The 15,227-nt window shown below is 73.4% G+C and carries 16 protein-coding genes; 12 read left to right on the top strand and 4 right to left on the bottom strand.

Annotation, left to right across the window (positions count from 1 at the left end; all coding sequences use genetic code 11):
• Positions 1-55: 55 nt before the first annotated feature.
• The 10 genes from BJY14_RS30100 (at position 56) to BJY14_RS30055 (ending at position 8,452) form a co-directional block, all read left to right on the top strand.
• Positions 56-1,093 (top strand): ketoacyl-ACP synthase III family protein, encoded by a 1,038-nt coding sequence (locus BJY14_RS30100; RefSeq protein WP_179846697.1) that lies wholly within the window; start codon positions 56-58, stop codon positions 1,091-1,093.
• A gap of 133 nt (positions 1,094-1,226) precedes the next feature.
• Complete coding sequence (locus tag BJY14_RS30095; protein WP_179846696.1) at positions 1,227-2,165, top strand: sulfotransferase; 939 nt, start codon at positions 1,227-1,229, stop codon at positions 2,163-2,165.
• Position 2,166: 1 nt separating this feature from the next.
• Complete coding sequence (locus BJY14_RS30090) at positions 2,167-2,940, top strand: SDR family NAD(P)-dependent oxidoreductase (RefSeq protein WP_179846695.1); 774 nt, start codon at positions 2,167-2,169, stop codon at positions 2,938-2,940.
• 17 nt (positions 2,941-2,957) lie between these two features.
• Positions 2,958-3,797: a family 3 encapsulin nanocompartment shell protein gene (locus BJY14_RS30085; RefSeq protein ID WP_179846694.1), complete on the top strand. Its 840-nt coding sequence runs from the start codon at positions 2,958-2,960 to the stop codon at positions 3,795-3,797.
• Positions 3,797-4,639: a transketolase gene (locus BJY14_RS30080; RefSeq protein WP_179846693.1), complete on the top strand. Its 843-nt coding sequence runs from the start codon at positions 3,797-3,799 to the stop codon at positions 4,637-4,639. The genes BJY14_RS30085 and BJY14_RS30080 overlap by 1 nt, the downstream gene beginning before the upstream one ends.
• On the top strand, positions 4,636-5,640 hold the full coding sequence (locus tag BJY14_RS47430) for a transketolase family protein (RefSeq protein ID WP_312879472.1): 1,005 nt from the start codon (positions 4,636-4,638) through the stop codon (positions 5,638-5,640). Before BJY14_RS30080 ends, BJY14_RS47430 begins: the two co-directional genes overlap by 4 nt.
• Complete coding sequence (lysW, locus tag BJY14_RS30070; protein WP_179846692.1) at positions 5,615-5,782, top strand: lysine biosynthesis protein LysW; 168 nt, start codon at positions 5,615-5,617, stop codon at positions 5,780-5,782. The genes BJY14_RS47430 and lysW overlap by 26 nt, the downstream gene beginning before the upstream one ends.
• Positions 5,779-6,627: a lysine biosynthesis protein LysX gene (gene lysX / locus BJY14_RS30065; RefSeq protein ID WP_218905640.1), complete on the top strand. Its 849-nt coding sequence runs from the start codon at positions 5,779-5,781 to the stop codon at positions 6,625-6,627. Before lysW ends, lysX begins: the two co-directional genes overlap by 4 nt.
• Positions 6,624-7,637: an N-acetyl-gamma-glutamyl-phosphate reductase gene (gene argC, locus BJY14_RS30060; protein WP_179846691.1), complete on the top strand. Its 1,014-nt coding sequence runs from the start codon at positions 6,624-6,626 to the stop codon at positions 7,635-7,637. Before lysX ends, argC begins: the two co-directional genes overlap by 4 nt.
• Positions 7,637-8,452 carry a [LysW]-aminoadipate kinase gene (locus tag BJY14_RS30055; protein WP_179846690.1) on the top strand — a complete coding sequence of 272 codons (816 nt, stop codon included), beginning with the start codon at positions 7,637-7,639 and terminating at the stop codon, positions 8,450-8,452. Before argC ends, BJY14_RS30055 begins: the two co-directional genes overlap by 1 nt.
• Here the strand turns inward: BJY14_RS30055 and BJY14_RS30050 are convergent.
• Complete coding sequence (locus BJY14_RS30050; RefSeq protein WP_179846689.1) at positions 8,445-9,674, bottom strand: RNA-guided endonuclease InsQ/TnpB family protein; 1,230 nt, start codon at positions 9,672-9,674, stop codon at positions 8,445-8,447. The genes BJY14_RS30055 and BJY14_RS30050 overlap by 8 nt on opposite strands.
• 131 nt (positions 9,675-9,805) lie before the next feature.
• Here BJY14_RS30050 and BJY14_RS30045 point away from each other — a divergent pair, with 131 nt between their 5' ends.
• Positions 9,806-10,837 (top strand): M20/M25/M40 family metallo-hydrolase, encoded by a 1,032-nt coding sequence (locus BJY14_RS30045; RefSeq protein WP_179846688.1) that lies wholly within the window; start codon positions 9,806-9,808, stop codon positions 10,835-10,837.
• Positions 10,838-10,853: 16 nt separating this feature from the next.
• Here BJY14_RS30045 and BJY14_RS30040 read toward each other — a convergent pair whose 3' ends face one another.
• The 3 genes from BJY14_RS30040 to BJY14_RS30030 are packed head-to-tail and all read right to left on the bottom strand — an operon-like array spanning position 10,854 to position 13,263.
• Positions 10,854-11,687 (bottom strand): M23 family metallopeptidase, encoded by an 834-nt coding sequence (locus tag BJY14_RS30040; RefSeq protein WP_179846687.1) that lies wholly within the window; start codon positions 11,685-11,687, stop codon positions 10,854-10,856.
• Positions 11,688-11,706: 19 nt separating this feature from the next.
• Positions 11,707-12,201 (bottom strand): ArsR/SmtB family transcription factor, encoded by a 495-nt coding sequence (locus BJY14_RS30035; protein ID WP_179846686.1) that lies wholly within the window; start codon positions 12,199-12,201, stop codon positions 11,707-11,709.
• Between the two features lie 45 nt (positions 12,202-12,246).
• Positions 12,247-13,263 (bottom strand): patatin-like phospholipase family protein, encoded by a 1,017-nt coding sequence (locus tag BJY14_RS30030; RefSeq protein WP_218905639.1) that lies wholly within the window; start codon positions 13,261-13,263, stop codon positions 12,247-12,249.
• A gap of 421 nt (positions 13,264-13,684) precedes the next feature.
• On the opposite strand from BJY14_RS30030, the gene BJY14_RS30025 reads away from it, so the two are divergent.
• Positions 13,685-15,055, top strand: coding sequence for a glycoside hydrolase family 10 protein (locus BJY14_RS30025; protein WP_179846685.1), 1,371 nt, complete (start codon positions 13,685-13,687; stop codon positions 15,053-15,055).
• Positions 15,056-15,227 lie beyond the last annotated feature (172 nt).

The following is a 15,227-nucleotide window of genomic DNA, read 5'->3' as shown; positions in this document are numbered from 1 at the left end:
AGAAGATCAACATAATGTGTGATTTGTTTGCCGTCACCCTCCCGGAGGTCCGCACATGCGCTGCGACGGTCTGTTCCTCGCCGGGCTCGCCCAGCGGATCCCCGCGGCCGTGGACGTGGACGGGGCGGTGGACGACGGCCGCTACGACCCCGCCGACCGGAAGGCCGACGCGTACGCCTCCGTCGCCGTCGCCGACGACGAGGCCCCGCCCGAGATGGCGGCCGCGGCGGCCCGCCTCGCGCTGCGCCGGGCGGAGATCCCGCCGTCGGACGTCGCGCTCCTGCTGCACGCGTCGGCCTGGTTCCAGGGCGTCGACTACTGGCCGGCCGCCTCGTTCGTGCACCGCGAGGTCCTCGGCGAGGACGGCCGGCGCGCGCCCGCGCTGGACGTCCAGCAGATGTGCGCGGGCGCCCTCGGCGCGCTGGAGCTGGCCGCCTCCTACCTGGCCGCCGACGCCTCCCGCGCGTCCGCCCTGGTCACGACCGCGGACCGGTTCACGGGCCCCGGGTTCGACCGGTGGCGCGGGGACGTGCGCGGCATCGTCTACGGGGACGGCGCGGCCGCCGCGGTGCTCGCCCGGGGCGGCTTCGCGCGGCTGCTGGCCGTCTCGACGGTCGTCGACACCGCGCTGGAGGGCATGTACCGCGGCGACGAGCCGTTCGCCGCGGCCCCGGGCCGCCCGGTGGACGTGCGCGCCCGCCGCGCCGCGTTCGCCGCGCACGCCAGGCGGTTGGCGGGAAGCCTGGCGGAGCGGACCACGTCGGGCCTGAGCGAGGCCGTCGGCCGGACGCTGGACGAGGCCGGGCTGGGGCTCGCCGACGTCTCCCGGTTCGCCTTCCCCAACGTCGGCCTGCACGTCCTGCGCACCCGGTACGCCGAGCCGCTCGGCCTGGACGTGGAGCGCACCACGTGGGAGTGGGGCCGCCGCACCGGGCACGTCGGCGCGGCCGACCAGCTCACCGGCCTGACCCATCTGGTCGAGACCGGGCAGGCGGGGCCGGGCGACCGGGTGCTGCTGGTCGGGATCGGCGCCGGGTTCGCCTGGACGTGCGCCGCCGTCGAGATCACCGAGCGGCCCGGCTGGGGCGGCTGACGCCCGCCGATATTGCGGAGCGCTGGCCGATCGGACCGTCGCGACCGCCCTCTGTTATGTCATGACGTCACAAAAAGACGGATCAATCCTGTTTCACTCGTGATGGTTCCACTTTACGGAAGATCATGTTTTTATGTTCCCGACCAGCTTGTGCCGGTACACCCCGGAAGGTCGCGGTTTGCCAATGAAGGTGCTTTACATCACCGGTTGGTGTCGCAGCGGCAGCACCATGCTGGGCAACGTCCTCGCCGAGGTCCCCGGGATCGTGCACGTCGGCGAACTGCGTTTTCTCTGGTTGAACGGGGTTCTCGGAACGGGCAGCAACGGCCGGTGCGGCTGCGGGCTCGGCCACCGCGAATGCCCGTTCTGGTCCGAGGTGCTGGAGGAGGTCCGCCCGCCCGGGACGTCCCTCGAACGGCACGCCGCCGACGTCGTCGCCTGGCAGGACGCGTACCGGACCCGGCACACCTGGCGGGTGCTGCGCGACCCGCCGCGGGACGGCTGGCCGGACGTGCTCGCCGCCACCTACCGCGCGATCGCCCGGGTCTCGGGGGCGCGCGTCATCGTCGACAGCTCCAAGTTCGCCTCGGACGCCGCGCTGCTGGCGTCCCTGCCGGGCGTCGAGGGAAGCTACGTCCACCTGATCCGCGATCCCCGCGCGGTCGCCTGGTCGTGGCTCCGTCCCAAGGCGTACACGGGCCGCCGCTCCGCGCTGAACAGCACCTGGCACTGGACCGGCTTCAACCTGGCGGCCGAGGCGGTCGGCCGCGCGCACCGGGACCGCTCGCTGCACATGCGCTACGAGGCGCTGGTGCGCAGCCCCCGCGCCGCCGTCGGCACCATCCTCGACCTGCTCGGGCACGAGGGACGCAACCCCGTCGCCGCCGACGGGACGGTGGAGCTCGGCGGCAACCACACGGTCACCGGCAACCCCGACCGGTTCGGCCGCGGCCGGACCCGGATCGAGGAGGACCGCAGGTGGCAGGCCGCGCTGCCCCGCCCCCAGCGTTCCGCGACCACGCTCATGGCGCTCCCGCTGCTGCACCGGTACGGCTACGAGAAGAGGGTGTGACGTGGACCTCGGACTGAACGGGAAGGTGGCCCTGGTCGCGGGCGGGTCGGCGGGCATCGGGCTCGCGATCGCCCGCGACCTGGTGCGCGAGGGCGCCACGGTGTCGATCGCGGGCCGCGACCCCGGCCGGCTGGCCAAGGCCCGCGACGGGATCCGCGCGGACCTCGGCGCGGAGGTCGGGACCCGCCCGCTGGACGTGCGCGACACGGAGGCGGCGCGGGCGTGGGTGGACGACGCCGCCGCCGAGCACGGCGCCGTCCACATCATGGTCACCAACGCGGGCGGGCCGCCCGCCGGGCCGACCGGGGCGTTCGGCCCGGACGACTACCGCGCCGCGCTCGACCTCGCGATGGTCTCCCACATCGGGCTCGTGCAGGCCGCGCTCCCGCACCTGCGGGACGCCGGCTGGGGCCGGGTCCTGATGGTCACCAGCGAGACGATCCGCGACCTCATCCCCGCGTTCGCGCTGTCGGGGATCGTGCGGACCGGGCTGGTCGGCTACGCCAAGACCCTCGTGCACGAACTCGGCGCCGGGGACGTCACCGTCAACGTCCTCGCGCCCGGCTACACCGCGACGGACGCGCTGCTGTCCGGCATCACCGGCGAGCCCGGGGCCGAGACCGCACGCGTCGCGCGGGAGGCGGGCATCCCGCTCGGCCGGGTCGCGCGGCCGGAGGAGGTCGCGGCGGCCGGGGTGTTCCTGCTGAGCGCCCGAGCGAGCTTCGTGACCGGCACCGTCCAGGTCGTCGACGGCGGCCGTTCCCTGGGGGTCTGACCATGCCGGAGGTGCCCGTGTCCGAAGTGCGCATGCTGCTGGACGATCCCGAACTGACCCGGCGCAGCCCGGGCGAGGAGTTCGCGCTCGCCCACGCCCGGTACGGGCCGGACGCGGCGGTCGGGCTGCGCGCCTCCATCAGCGATCTGTTCCCGCCGGCCAAGCGCCGTCCCCGGCTCACCGTCCGGCACCTGCTCCGCAAGGCCGTCGTGGACGCCGACGAGGTCGTCGTCTTCACCGAGCGGGCCGAGAACACCTCGCCGGACGACGCCGCTCCCGAGTGGGAGTTCGAGGTGGGCTCGGCGACCGTCCGGACGCAGGTGGTGCGGGCCTCGGTGCCGGTGCCCAAGGAGATCCTCGCCGATCCGGCCGCCCTCGCCGCGTTCGTCGACTACCGCCTGCTGGTGCGGCTCGGCACGGCGGAGAACGACGTGCTGCTCAACGGGACGGGACCGATCCAGGGTCTGCTGCGCGTCCCGGGCCTGCGCGAACGTCCCGCCGACCCGTCGGACGGCGGTTCGGCGGCCCGGACGCTGCTGGCGACGGCGGCGCTGTGCGAGTGGTACGGCGGGTCCGCGGACGGGATCGTCATGCACCCCGACGACTGGTGGCCGCTCGTCGAGGACGGCGCGTTCCTGGAACGGCTCGCCGTGCAGGGCGTCAAGGTCAGCAGGACCCGCATGGTGCCCGCGGGCACGGCCCTGGTCGGCGACTTCACCGCCGCCGCGACGCTGCTGGACCGCCGGTCCTCCACGATCCGGCTGGACGGGGACGCGCTCGTGGCCGAGATCCGCGAGGGCCTCGCCGTCCATCTGCCCGGCCATTTCGTGCTCACCTCGCTTCCCGGCGGGCGCTGATGGGCGCGGCGGCACCGGCCGACCCACCGGAGGCGGACCTGCCCACGGTCGCCCACCGGGTCCGCGAGCACATCGTTCGGATGTGCGCCGGCCCGGAGGGCGGCCACCTCGGCGGGTCGATGTCGCTGGTGGAGATCCTCACGCTCCTGTACTTCGAGGTGATGCGGGTCGATCCGCGCCGCCCCGCCGCGCTGGACCGTGACATCTTCATCCTCAGCAAGGGGCACGGCGCGATGTGCCTTTACGCGGTGCTCGCCGAGCGGGGCTTCTTCCCCGTCGCGGAGCTGGCGGAGTACTCGCGGCCGGGCAGCAGGCTGATGGGCCATCCGGTCCGCGCGGTGCCCGGCGTGGAGATGCCCACCGGTTCGCTCGGGCACGGGCTCGCGCTCGCCAACGGGTTCGCCGTCGCCGACCGGGGCCGCCGCTGCTTCGCCGTCCTCGGTGACGGGGAGTTGCAGGAGGGCGCGGTCTGGGAGGCGGCCATGGCCTCGGCCGCGCTCGGCCTCGGCAACCTGACGGCCGTCGTCGACCGCAACCGCCTCCAGATCACCGGCCCAACCGAGGACGCGATCGGGCTGGAGCCGCTGGCGGACCGCTGGCGCAGCTTCGGCTGGACGGTGCGCGAGGTGGACGGCCACGACTTCGGCGCGCTGCGCGAGGCGCTCGCCCCCAATGGAACCGGGGCGGGGCCTCCGGTGGCGGTCATCGCCCGCACCGTAAAGGGGCGCGGCCTGCCGTCGCTGGAGGCGGAGACGCGCAGCCACTACGCGAGGCTGAGCGGCCGCCAGGCCGAACGGTCCCTGGCCGTGCTCCAGGCCCGGCGCAGGAGGGCCGGCTCGTGACGGCCGCCCCAGGGACGGCCCGGCCGCGCTCCGCGCGGGAGGTGTACCGCGACCTGCTGCCCGAGCTGATGCGCGCCGACCACCGGCTGTTCTGCCTGGACAGCGACACCGGGCTGTTCGAGGCGGCCGCCTTCGCCGAGGTCCCCGGCCGCTACCTCAACCTCGGCATCGCCGAGCACAACCTGATGGGGACGGCCGCGGGCCTGGCCGCCAGCGGAAACGTCCCGTTCGTCACGACGATGGCGACCTTCGCCGCGACCCGGGCCCTGGAGGCCATCAAGATCGACATCGCGTACAACGCGCTGCCGGTCCGCATCGTCGCCACCCACGGCGGGCTGGCCGCCGGGCACCTCGGCCCGACCCACCACGCGCTGGAGGACCTGGCCGTGATGCGGGCGCTGCCCGGCTTCACCGTGGTCGTCCCGGGCGACGCGGGGCAGGCGGGCGAGGCCGTCCGGCAGTGCGCGGCGCTGCCCGGTCCCGCCTACGTCCGGCTCGGCCGCTCCGCCACCCCTGACCTGGACGGCGCGGCGCCCGGGGCCGGCCCGTTCGAGATCGGGCGGGCGCAGTGGCTGCGGCGCGGCGGGGACGTGGCGATCGTCGCCTGCGGGCCGCATCCGGTGCTCGCCGCGGTGCGCGCCGCCGACCGGCTCGCCGAGCGGGGCGTGCGGGCCTCCGTCCTCAACCTGCACACGCTGCGCCCGCTCGACGTCGCGGCCGTGGTCGCGGCGGCCGAGGGCACCGCGGGCGTCGTCACCGTCGAGGAGCACTGGCGCTCGGGCGGCCTCGGCGGCGCCGTCGCCGAGACCCTCGCCGAGCACGCGCCGGCCCGGGTGGCGCGGGTCGGCATGCCCGACACGTTCGCCGAGCGCGCGGGCGGCCAGGAGTACCTGCTCGACCGGTACGGCATCACGACGGGCGCCGTCGTCGCCGCGGCGCTGAACCTGACCGGCGGAACCCATGGAGGTGGCACGCATGACCCAGACCTGTCCCGAGTGTGAGGGCCCGGTCCAGCTCGCCGAGCCGGTCCGGCTCAGCGAGATCGCGCAGTGCGCCGACTGCTCCAGCGAGCTGGAGGTGGTCGGCCTGGACCCGGTGACCCTCGCGCTCGCCCCCGAGATCGAGGAGGACTGGGGCGAGTGAGGCCGGTGGCCGTGCTGGCCTCCCGGGTGCGGTACGAGGAGAAGCGCATCTTCGCCGCGCTGGAGCGCCGGGGGGTGCCGTACGCGCACGTGGACACCCGCCGGTTCAGCGCCGAGCTGGGCCGTGCCGCGGACGGGCCGCGCTACGCGGCCGCCCTGAACCGGGAGATCTCCCACAGCCGCGGCCTCTACGCGTCGATGATCCTGGAGGCGCGCGGGGTGCCGGCGGTCAACCGGTCGGAGGTGATCGCCGTCTGCGGCGACAAGCTGCGCACCTCGCTGGAGCTGGAGCGCGCCGGCGTCCCCGCGCCGCGCACGGCGGTCGCGCTGACCCCGGACGAGGGCGCCGAGGCCGCCGAGCGGCTGGGCTTCCCCGTGGTGATCAAACCGCTGACGGGGTCGTGGGGACGGCTCGCGGCGGCGGTGCGCGACCGGGAGGCGGCGCAGACCGTCCTGGAGCACCGGGCCGCCCTGCCCTCACCGCTCCAGCACATCGTCTACCTGCAGGAACTCGTCGACAAACCGGGACGCGACATCCGGGTGATCGTGGCCGGGGAGGCGGTGGTGGGCGCGACGTACCGCTACGCGGACGGCTGGCGCACCAACGCCGCCCGGGGCGCGCGCTCCGAGCCCTGCCCGCTCACCCCGGAACTCGTCGAGCCGGCCCTGCGGGCCGCGCGGGCCGTGGGCGGCGGGATCCTGGGCGTCGACCTGATCGAGGGACCCGAGGGGCCGCTCGTCCTGGAGGTCAACCACACCGTCGAGTTCCGCGGGTTCCAGGACGCGCACGGCGAGGACGTGGACGTCGCCGACGCGATCGTCTCCCACGTGCTGGAGGCGGCGTGATCCGGGCCGGCGTCATCGGCGCCGCCGGATATCTCGGCGGCGAGCTGCTGCGGCTGCTCATCGGCCATCCGGGGACGGAGGTCGCGCACGCGGTCTCGACCCGGTTCCCCGGGCGCCGCGTGGACTCCGTCCACCCCAACCTGCGGGCCCAGACCGACCTGCTGTTCAGCGCCCCGGACGACCTCGACGCCTGCGACGTGCTGCTGATGGCGACCCCGCACAAGGCCACTATGGACCTGCTGCCCGAGATGAGAGGACGGGCCAAGACGGTCATCGACCTGTCGGGCGACTTCCGCGACCCCGACCCCGCCGTCTACGAGCGGTACTACGGCGTCCCGCACACCGCGCCCGAACTGCTCGGCGCGTTCGTCCCCGGCGTCCCCGAACTGTTCCGCGCGGAGCTGGCCGAGGCGGACCTCATCAGCGTGCCCGGGTGCATGGCCGCGGCGGCGATCCTCGCGCTGCACCCTCTGACCGGGCTGATCGGCCCGGACGTGCAGATCGACGCGCGCACCGGGTCGAGCGGGTCGGGCGCGCTCGCCGGGGACGCCAACCTGCACGCCGAACGCAGCGGCGCGCTGCGGGTGTTCGCCCCGGTGCGGCACCGCCACGAAGCGGAGGTGGCGCGGCTGACCGGGCTGAACGCCAGGATGACCGCCACCGGGGTCGAGGCCGTGCGCGGGGTGCAGGTCGTCTGCCACGCGACCGGCTCGGGGCCCGTCGATGAGAAGGCCGTCCGCCGCGCCTACCGCGAGCGCTACGTCGGCGAGCCGTTCGTCCGGATCGTCGCGCACCGCACGGGGACGCACCGGCTCCCCGATCCGAAGCTGCTGTCCGGGTCCAACTACTGCGACGTCGGTTTCGCCGTGGACGGCGACCGCGTCACCGCGATCGCCGCGCTGGACAACCTGGTGAAGGGCGGGGCGGGTGCCGCGGTGCAGTGCCTGAACATCCGCACCGGCCAGCCCGAGACCCTCGGCCTGGGGTTCCCCGGCCTGCACCCGGTCTGATGGGGGCCGGTTCGAGCGGAATCGTCGTGGTGAAGTGCGGCGGCAGGGTGCCCGCCGAGACGGTGTGCGCCGACCTCGCCGGGCTCGCGGGCCGGGCCGTCCTCGTGCACGGCGGCGCCGCCGACGTCGACCGGCTCGCCGGGGACCTCGGCGTGCCCGCCCGCACCCTCGTCTCGCCGAGCGGCGTGACCAGCCGGCACACCGATCCGGCCATGCTGGAGGTCCTCACGCTGGCGCTCGCCGGGCGGGTCAAGCCGCGGCTGCTGCGCGCCCTGGCCGCGCACGGCGTCCCGGCCGTGGGCCTGACGGGGCTGGACGGCGGGCTGCTGCGGGCGCGGCGCAAGACCGCGCAGCGCACCGTGCGCGACGGCCGCACCGTCATCGTCCGGGACGATCACAGCGGGCGGCTCACCGGCGTCCGGCCCCGGGTGCTGAACGTGCTGGTCGGCGCCGGGTTCGTCCCGGTGGTGTCGCCGCCCGCGCTGGGCGAGGACGGCACCCCGGTGAACGTGGACGCCGACCGGGTCGCGGCGGCGGTCGCGGGCGCCCTGTGCGCCGAGCGGCTGGTCCTGCTGACCGCGGCGCCGGGCGTGCTGCGCGACGCGTCCGACGAGGACTCCCTGCTGGACCGCTGCCCGCTCCCGCGCGAGGGCCCCGTCCCCCACGCGGCGAGCGGCGGCATGCACCGCAAGCTCATCGCCTCCCGCGAGGCCCTGCTCGCGGGCGTCCCCCGGGTGTCGATCGGCGACGGGCGGATCCCCCGCCCGGTCACCGCGGCCCTGTCCGGCGCCGGCACGACCCTGGAGATCATTTGACTTCCTCCTCCGCCCATGAGCGGGGGGTTCCGGCGGTCGCCCGCTGGGTTTCCTGCTTCGCCGACGACCGCCCCGTCCGGGAGGTGTCCCGTTGAGGTCTTACACCGTCTCCACAGGCCGATGCCGCCAGCCCGGCGGCCCTGATGTTGCGCGCGGCGTTCACGTCGCGGTCATGCACAACGCCGCATTCGCACGTCCATTCGCGGAAGTTGAGCGGCAGCTTGGTGCGGACCGTGCCGCAGGTTCCGCACAGCTTGGTGGAGGGGAACCAGCGGTCGATCACGACGAGGTCACGGCCGTACCAGGCGCACTTGTACTCCAGCATGGAGCGCAGTTCCGCCCACGCCGCATCCGAGATCGCGCGGGCGAGTCTGCGGTTCTTCAGAAGGTTGCGGACCGCGAGATCTTCGATCACGACCGTTTGGTTCTCACGGACGAGACGAGTCGACAGCTTGTGCAGGAAGTCGCGGCGCCGATCGGCGATCCGCGCATGCACGCGGGCCACCTTCCGGCGGGCCCTGTCCCGGTTCGCCGAGCCGGGGGCTTTGCGGGCCAGGTTGCGCTGCGCTCTGGCCAGGCGAGCGCGGTCACGACGCTCATGCCGGGGATTGGCGATCTTCTCCCCGGACGACAGAGTCACCAGCGCGGTGATCCCTGCGTCCACCCCCACCAACGCGTCCGTGGCGGGGCCACCGGCGATGGTGTCCTGACACAGCAGGGACACGAACCAGCGGCCCGCTCTATCGCGCGACACCGTCGCCGTGCTCGGCTCGGCTCCTTCGGGCAGCGGTCGCGACCAGCGGATGTCCAGCGGCGCCCCCAACTTCGCCAGCGTCAGTCGACCGTCGCGCAAGGTGAAGGCGCTGCGGGTGTACTCGGCCGACGCACGCGACCGCTTGCGCGACTTGAACCGCGGATAGGCGGCCCGCTTGGCGAAGAAGTTGGCGAACGCCGTCTGCAGATGCCGCAGCGCCTGCTGCAACGGAACCGACGACACCTCGGCCAGAAAGGCCAGCTCCTCGGTCTTCTTCCACTGCGTCAGCGCCGCCGACGACTGCGCGTAGGAGATCCGGCGCTTCTCGCCGTGCCAGGCCCGGGTGCGCTCCTCCAGCGCCTTGTTGTACACCAACCGCACACAGCCGAACGTGCGCGACAACTCAGCCGCCTGCTCCTCGGTGGGGTAGAAGCGGTACTTGAACGCCCGCCTGACCTGCCGCGCCATAACCAACGTTCTAGCAGCCTCGCTGCCAGCCACTCCGGCGGACGCCGAAACGCCCCAGCTGCTCGGCCCTGCTCCATAGAAGACCGTTTCTTCCCCGGCCCGAAGGTCGGGGCATCCATGGAGGAACCCCGATGAGCGGCCCCGTCGAACTGCTGCACGCGATGCTGTCCATCCCCTCCCCGTCCGGGCGGGAGGACGAGCTGGCGCGGTACCTGGAGAAGGTCATGAACGACCTCGGCATGGCCGCGGGACGGGACGAGGCCGGCAACGTGATCGGCGACATCGGCACCGGCCGGGGGCCCGTGGTGATGCTGCTCAGCCACCTCGACACCGTCGACCGGCCGCTGCCGGCGCGGCGCGAGGGCGGCCGCCTGGTCGGCCGGGGCGCCGCGGACGCCAAGGGGCCGCTCGCCGCGATGATCAGCGCGGCGGCGGCCCGGCCCTCGTTCCCCGGCACGCTGCGGGTGGTGGGCGCGGTCGAGGAGGAGCGGCTGTCGCGGGGCGGGGAGCACCTGGCGCGCACCGTCCCAGCGCCGGACGCGCTGCTGGTCGGGGAGCCGAGCGGCTGGTCGCGGGTGGTGCTCGGCTACAAGGGCAAGATCGACGTCGAGTACCGGGTGGCCCGCGCCGCGACGCACTCCACCAACCCCGCGGCCAAGGCCACCGAGGTCGCGGTGGCGTTCTGGCACGACCTGCTGGAGGCGCTCGGCCCCGAGCGCGACCACGGCGCGTTCGGGCTGCCCGCCGCCACGCTGCGCGGCGTCCACGGCGACCCCACCGAGGCGCGGCTCGACGTCGACTGCCGCGTCCCGCCCGGGTACGACGCCGATGCCCTGGCCGCGCGGCTGCGCGCCCGCGCGAACGGCGGGGAGGTCACGATCGTCCGGCATGTCCCGGCGGTGCGCCGGGGGCGGGCCGACCCGGTGGTGCGGGCGGTGTCGGCCGCGATCCGGCGGCACGGCGGGACGCCCCGGCCGACCCTCAAGACGGGCACCTCCGACATGAACACCGTCGCGCCGCACTGGGACGTGCCCATGGCGACGTACGGGCCGGGCGACAGCTCGCTGGACCACTCCGACGAAGAGCACATCGAGATCGCCGAGTTCCTGAAGGGCGTGGACGTGCTCACCACCGCCCTCGACGAGCTGGCCGCCACGCTCTGACCCGGGCGGCGCCGGCTCAGCGGGCCGGAGCCCCGGCCGCGGTGGTGAAGGGACGGCGCCCGCCGGGGACGCCGGTCCGGGCCTCGCCGCCGCTCTCGTAAGGGAAGGCGAACGGGAGGCCTGCGGCGGCCAGCGGGCGAGGGCGGTCCATGAGGTGGAAGTGCAGGTGCGGCTCGGAGGAGTTGCCGGAGTTGCCGACCTCGCCGAGGACGTCCCCGGCCCGGACCCGGTCGCCCTTGGAGACGCGCGTCGAGCCGCGGCGCAGGTGGGCGAAGACCGCGTACGTGCCGTCGCCGAGGTCGAGGGTGACGGAGTTGCCGACGACGAACCGTCCCGCCGACAGCGTCAGCAGTGACAGCAGCTGGCGGAACACCATCCCCTCGACCATCAGGTAGAGGACGCCGGGCCAGGAGTTCCGGCTCCAGTGGTCGCGCTGCCATCCGCTCGCCTGGACGACGACGCCGTCGGCCGGTGCGAGGACGTCCCGCCCGAACGAGGGGAACGTGTCCGGGCGTGCCGCGAGGGGCCAGCTCCGCGTGGCGCTCCATTCGCCGTCCGGGACGTGGACCAGGTCGATCGCGTAGGTCTGGCCCAGCTCGTGGGTTCCGTGGCTGGGCACCTTGTCGGCGGGGCTGTTGACGGGCACCCAGCGTCCTTCGACCGGGCTGCGCAGGACGACCGGTGCCGCGTCCGAGGGGCCGCTGCGCACGAAGAACAGCACGAACCCCGCCACGACGAGGGCCATCCCGAGCCACCAGAGCGCGTCGACGCCGTGCAGGGACACGGTGAGGGCCAGTAGCAGGCCGAGCAGGATGAACAGTGTCCTGAATCGTGCGAGTGTCCTGAGCATCGCCCCTCCGTCGGGTCGGTCAGCGGCGGGTGGCCGCCAGCACGGTCAGAATCGGCACCACCCGTTCGCCGGGGACGCTGTAGCGCCCGCGTCCGGTGGTGCGCAGCCAGCCGGCCGCGACCAGCTGGCGCAGATGGTGGTAGAGCTGGCCCGTCGTGCCGAGGCTCTCGTGGGCGGCCAGCTCGGCGGTGGTGCGGGCGCCCTGCATGATCTCCCGGAGCAGGAGCAGCCGGACGGGGTGCGCGAGCGCCGAGAGCGTCTCGGCGCTCTGCGACCAGTCGTCCGCCATCAGGTCGTCGGCCCTGTGCCCCTGCTGCCATTCGTAGTGCTCGCCGGACGGGAGCGTCACCGAGCCGGTGAACAGCACCGCGCCGGGCTCGTCGGCCCGCTCTTTCAGGGCGTCCAGGGCCCAGAACACGCCGGCCGGTTCCGGGCGTTCGGTGCCGGGCCCTTCCAGCGCGGCGACGCGCTCCTCCAGGCGCGCGACGCGTTCCGCCAGCGTCTCCTCTGTCACGCCTCCACTATTACGTAAGTACGTAGATTCGACAAACGGCGTGCCTCAGTCGGCGGCCGGGCTCGCGAGGGGCCGGGGCCGGGGCGTCCGGTGACGTGCCAGGTAGGCGCGGTGATCCCAGCCGTCGAGGAAGCGGGCCGCCGCCTCGCGGCCCGCCGCGTAGAGGCGGTCGCGGGTCGCCGCGTCGAGGTCGAAGTCGGTCGCGAGGACGCCGTCGGTGCGGGCGAACATCGTGCGGGCCACGAGGGCCGGCTCGTCCATCTGCTCCCGGTCGTGCGCCTCCGCCATCGTCGTGACGAGCGCGCGCCCGTAGCCGACGGGGCCGCGGACGGCGCGCCACCGCGGGAAGACGCCCCCGGGCAGAGGACGCGCCGACAGTTTCACCCCGAACGTCGGCCAGCGGGGCTCGCGGTCATCGCGGTCGAAGATGGTGATCGGGTAGTTGGACAGCATCCCGCCGTCCACCTGGACGCATGCGCGGCCGTCTTTCCGGCAGATCCGGCACGGCCGGAAGAACACCGGAATGGACGCCGAGGCGCGCACCGCGTCCGCGACGGACTGCTCGTCGGGGTCCAGGCCGTACCGTTCGTAGTCCCACGGAAGGCGGACCATTCGGCCGCTGCTGATGTCGGAGACCACGACGACGAGTTTGTAGGCGCGGCCCGGCGGCAGCGCCGAATCGGGATCGCTCAGTTTCAGCTGCCCGAACGTCTCGACCCCGCATTCCTTCAGGCGCGCCGCTATCCACCGGTGCAGGGCGTCGCCCTTGTGCAGCCCGAGCGTGGTGAGCAGGGACAGACCGCGGACGACGGCGAAGCGCGAGCCGTCCTGGAACGACCGGTAGTCGAGCTCGCGCATGAGCGCGACCATGTCGGGGACCGGCATCCCGGCCGCCAGCAGCGAACCGACGATCGCGCCCGCGGACGTCCCGGCGACCCTGGCCGGCGCGCCGAGCCGGTACCCCCGCGCCTGCGTCTCGGCGATCGCGCCGACCAGCGCGATGCCCTTCACGCCGCCGCCCTCCAGCACGAGGTCGGCGCGCGGCACTGCCGGAGAGTCCATCGATCTCCCTTCCGCCGCGGCGCTCGCCCGAGCACCGCGATCCACTGTTTCCAGGCAGGAGAAAACGACCAGCCGGCGATTGGATTCCGTTTCTCCCCCACTTGGAGAGATGCCCTATCGATCATTCTTTCAATGGTCTCAACCTCCCTTTTCTCGCACGTTTTCGAACGGCGGCCTCCAGGTGCGATACCCATCGATGCGGCGGGAGAGCGGCGGGCGGGAGACCCGTCTCACGGCGGGGCGGGATCGAAACCTTTCGACCAATGATCTCGACTCCGATCGCAGGTCGGCAGCACTGGCCTCTGAAAAGCGAGGAAAGGCCGTTGACGCCCGGGAGCCCTGGGGTTACTTTCCAATCGGCCGTCGAAAGAATGTCGAAACTTTTCGAAGGCCTCTCCCCCACCCCAAGGAGAACGAGACCATGAGGAGAGCACTCATCGCGCTGCTCGGCGCGGGCGCACTGCTCCTGGCGGCGCTGGTGGCCGTCGCGCTCCCCGCGGCGGCCGCCCCGGGCACGCTCAAGGAGGCCGCCGCGGCCAAGGGCCGGGTCTTCGGGGCCGCCGCCGCCCAGTCCCACATGGGCGAGGCGGCGTACGCCTCCACGCTCGACCGCGAGTTCAACCAGCTCACGCCCGAGAACGAGATGAAGTGGGACACCACGGAGCCGTCCCGGAACTCGTTCAACTTCGGTCCGGCCGACCAGCTCGTCGCTCACGCGCAGGCCCAGGGCATGAAGATCCGGGGGCACACCCTCGTGTGGCACAACCAGCTCCCGGGCTGGGTCGGCGGCATCTCCTCGCGGGACGACCTGCTGAGCGCCATGCGCGGCCACATCGCGAAGGAGGCCGGCCACTTCGCGGGCAAGATCGCTTACTGGGACGTCGTCAACGAGGCCTTCCAGGACGGTTCGGGCGTGCGGCGCGACTCGGTGTTCCAGCGCGTCATCGGCGACGGCTACATCGAGGAGGCGTTCCGGGCGGCGCGCGCGGCCGACCCCACCGCCGAGCTCTGCTACAACGACTTCAACATCGACGGCCGGAACTCCAAGAGCGACGCCGTCTACGCCCTGGTCAAGGACTTCAAGGCGCGCGGCGTCCCGATCGACTGCGTGGGCCTCCAGGCGCACCTGACGCTGGGGAACGTCCCGTCCGACATGCAGGCGAACATGCAGCGCTTCGCCGACCTGGGCGTGGACGTGCACATCACCGAGCTGGACGTCCGCATGTCCACGCCCGCCGACGGCTCCAAGCTGGCCATCCAGGCGAACGACTACAAGAAGGTCGTCTCCGCGTGCCTCGCCGTGTCGCGCTGCACCGTCATCACCGTCTGGGGAGTCACCGACAAGTACTCGTGGGTGCCCGACGTGTTCCCCGGCCAGGGTGCCGCACTGCTGTTCGACGACAACTACGGCAAGAAGCCCGCGTACAACGCGTCCCTCGAAGCCCTGGGCGGCACTGACCCGGGCGACCCGGGCGACCCGGGAGATCCGGGCACCGTCACCTGCTCCTACGCGCGCACCGCGCAGTGGGACACGGGCTTCAACGGCCAGGTGACCATCGTGGCGGGCGCCAGTGCGGTCAGTTCGTGGACGGCCGTCCTGACGATGGGCTCGGGCCAGCAGATCAGCGGCCTGTGGAACGGGACGCCGAGCACGAGCGGCAACGTCGTCACGGTGAAGCCGGTCGGCTGGAACGCCGGTCTCGCGCCGGGCGCGTCCGCCTCGTTCGGTTTCACCGTCAACGCCCCGAGCGGGAACCAGGCGGCCCCGGCCCTCACCTGCAGCAGTCCTTGACGCCCGCTCCGTGAGACCGCCGTCCGGCACGGCGGCGGCTCCCGTGCCGCCGTGCCGGACGGCCCACCGGAAACCCCCCATCCGGACGATGTGAAAGTCGTTATCACCCTTACCGAATAGCCCGTCGAATAAACTCCGCAAATACCATCAAGCTCGAATCTTCCCGGCGTTC

Origin of the sequence: Actinomadura luteofluorescens, from assembly GCF_013409365.1 — a bacterium.
Taxonomy (GTDB): domain Bacteria; phylum Actinomycetota; class Actinomycetes; order Streptosporangiales; family Streptosporangiaceae; genus Spirillospora; species Spirillospora luteofluorescens.
This window is presented reverse-complemented; position numbering and strand designations above follow the sequence as displayed.

Coding starts and splice junctions, on each gene's coding strand:
- BJY14_RS30100 (WP_179846697.1), top strand. CDS start 56: ATGCGCTGCGACGGTCTGTTCCTCGCCGGGCTCGCCCAGCGGATCCCC.
- BJY14_RS30095 (WP_179846696.1), top strand. CDS start 1,227: ATGTTCCCGACCAGCTTGTGCCGGTACACCCCGGAAGGTCGCGGTTTG.
- BJY14_RS30080 (WP_179846693.1), top strand. CDS start 3,797: ATGGGCGCGGCGGCACCGGCCGACCCACCGGAGGCGGACCTGCCCACG.
- lysW (WP_179846692.1), top strand. CDS start 5,615: ATGACCCAGACCTGTCCCGAGTGTGAGGGCCCGGTCCAGCTCGCCGAG.
- BJY14_RS30055 (WP_179846690.1), top strand. CDS start 7,637: ATGGGGGCCGGTTCGAGCGGAATCGTCGTGGTGAAGTGCGGCGGCAGG.
- BJY14_RS30050 (WP_179846689.1), bottom strand. CDS start 9,674: ATGGCGCGGCAGGTCAGGCGGGCGTTCAAGTACCGCTTCTACCCCACC.
- BJY14_RS30045 (WP_179846688.1), top strand. CDS start 9,806: ATGAGCGGCCCCGTCGAACTGCTGCACGCGATGCTGTCCATCCCCTCC.
- BJY14_RS30040 (WP_179846687.1), bottom strand. CDS start 11,687: ATGCTCAGGACACTCGCACGATTCAGGACACTGTTCATCCTGCTCGGC.
- BJY14_RS30030 (WP_218905639.1), bottom strand. CDS start 13,263: ATGGACTCTCCGGCAGTGCCGCGCGCCGACCTCGTGCTGGAGGGCGGC.
- BJY14_RS30025 (WP_179846685.1), top strand. CDS start 13,685: ATGAGGAGAGCACTCATCGCGCTGCTCGGCGCGGGCGCACTGCTCCTG.